Genomic DNA, 502 nt, shown 5'->3' on the forward strand with positions numbered 1-502 from the left:
GTATGCGGTGGCTCCGACCCATTGAATTGATGTGTTCCTGACGCGTGACCCGCCTGCGAGAAGGCCTGCGTGAGCAGATGGAGGTCTTGTATGGCGGATGGTGGTGAAGGGTTCATGGGGCGGTGCGAGGTTGTCGAGCCGCGGCGGCGGGGCAAGCGGCAGTGGCCTGCTGAGGTCAAGGCGCGGATCGTTGCCGAGAGCCTTCAACCGGGTGCCCGGGTGGTCGATGTGGCGGCGCGCTATGACATCCTGCCCCATCACCTGTCAGATTGGCGTCGGTATGCGCGGCAGGGTCGGCTGGCACTGCCGGGTGAACTGATGGACGGGCTGCCCACATCTCCCGGTTTGGCGGTGGCGGCGCCTGCCTTTGTGCCGCTGTCTATTTTGCCCGATCCTGTGGATCACCCTGTGCCTTCGACAGCCGTTGCAGCACAGGGTGGTTCCGGGGTGATCACGATCGAGGTCGGGCCCGAACTGCTGCTGCGTATTCCCGGCGATGTTG

The 502-nt window shown here is 64.7% G+C and carries 1 protein-coding gene; it reads left to right on the top strand.

The features are described 5' to 3' along the window. Window positions 1-90: 90 nt before the first annotated feature. Window positions 91-502 (top strand): transposase (locus ACK8OU_RS20450; protein ID WP_410305161.1); only part of this gene is annotated, 412 nt, incomplete at its 3' end.

Source organism: Pontitalea aquivivens (assembly GCF_046507575.1).
In the GTDB taxonomy this organism is placed as follows: Bacteria; Pseudomonadota; Alphaproteobacteria; order Rhodobacterales; family Rhodobacteraceae; genus Pontitalea; species Pontitalea aquivivens.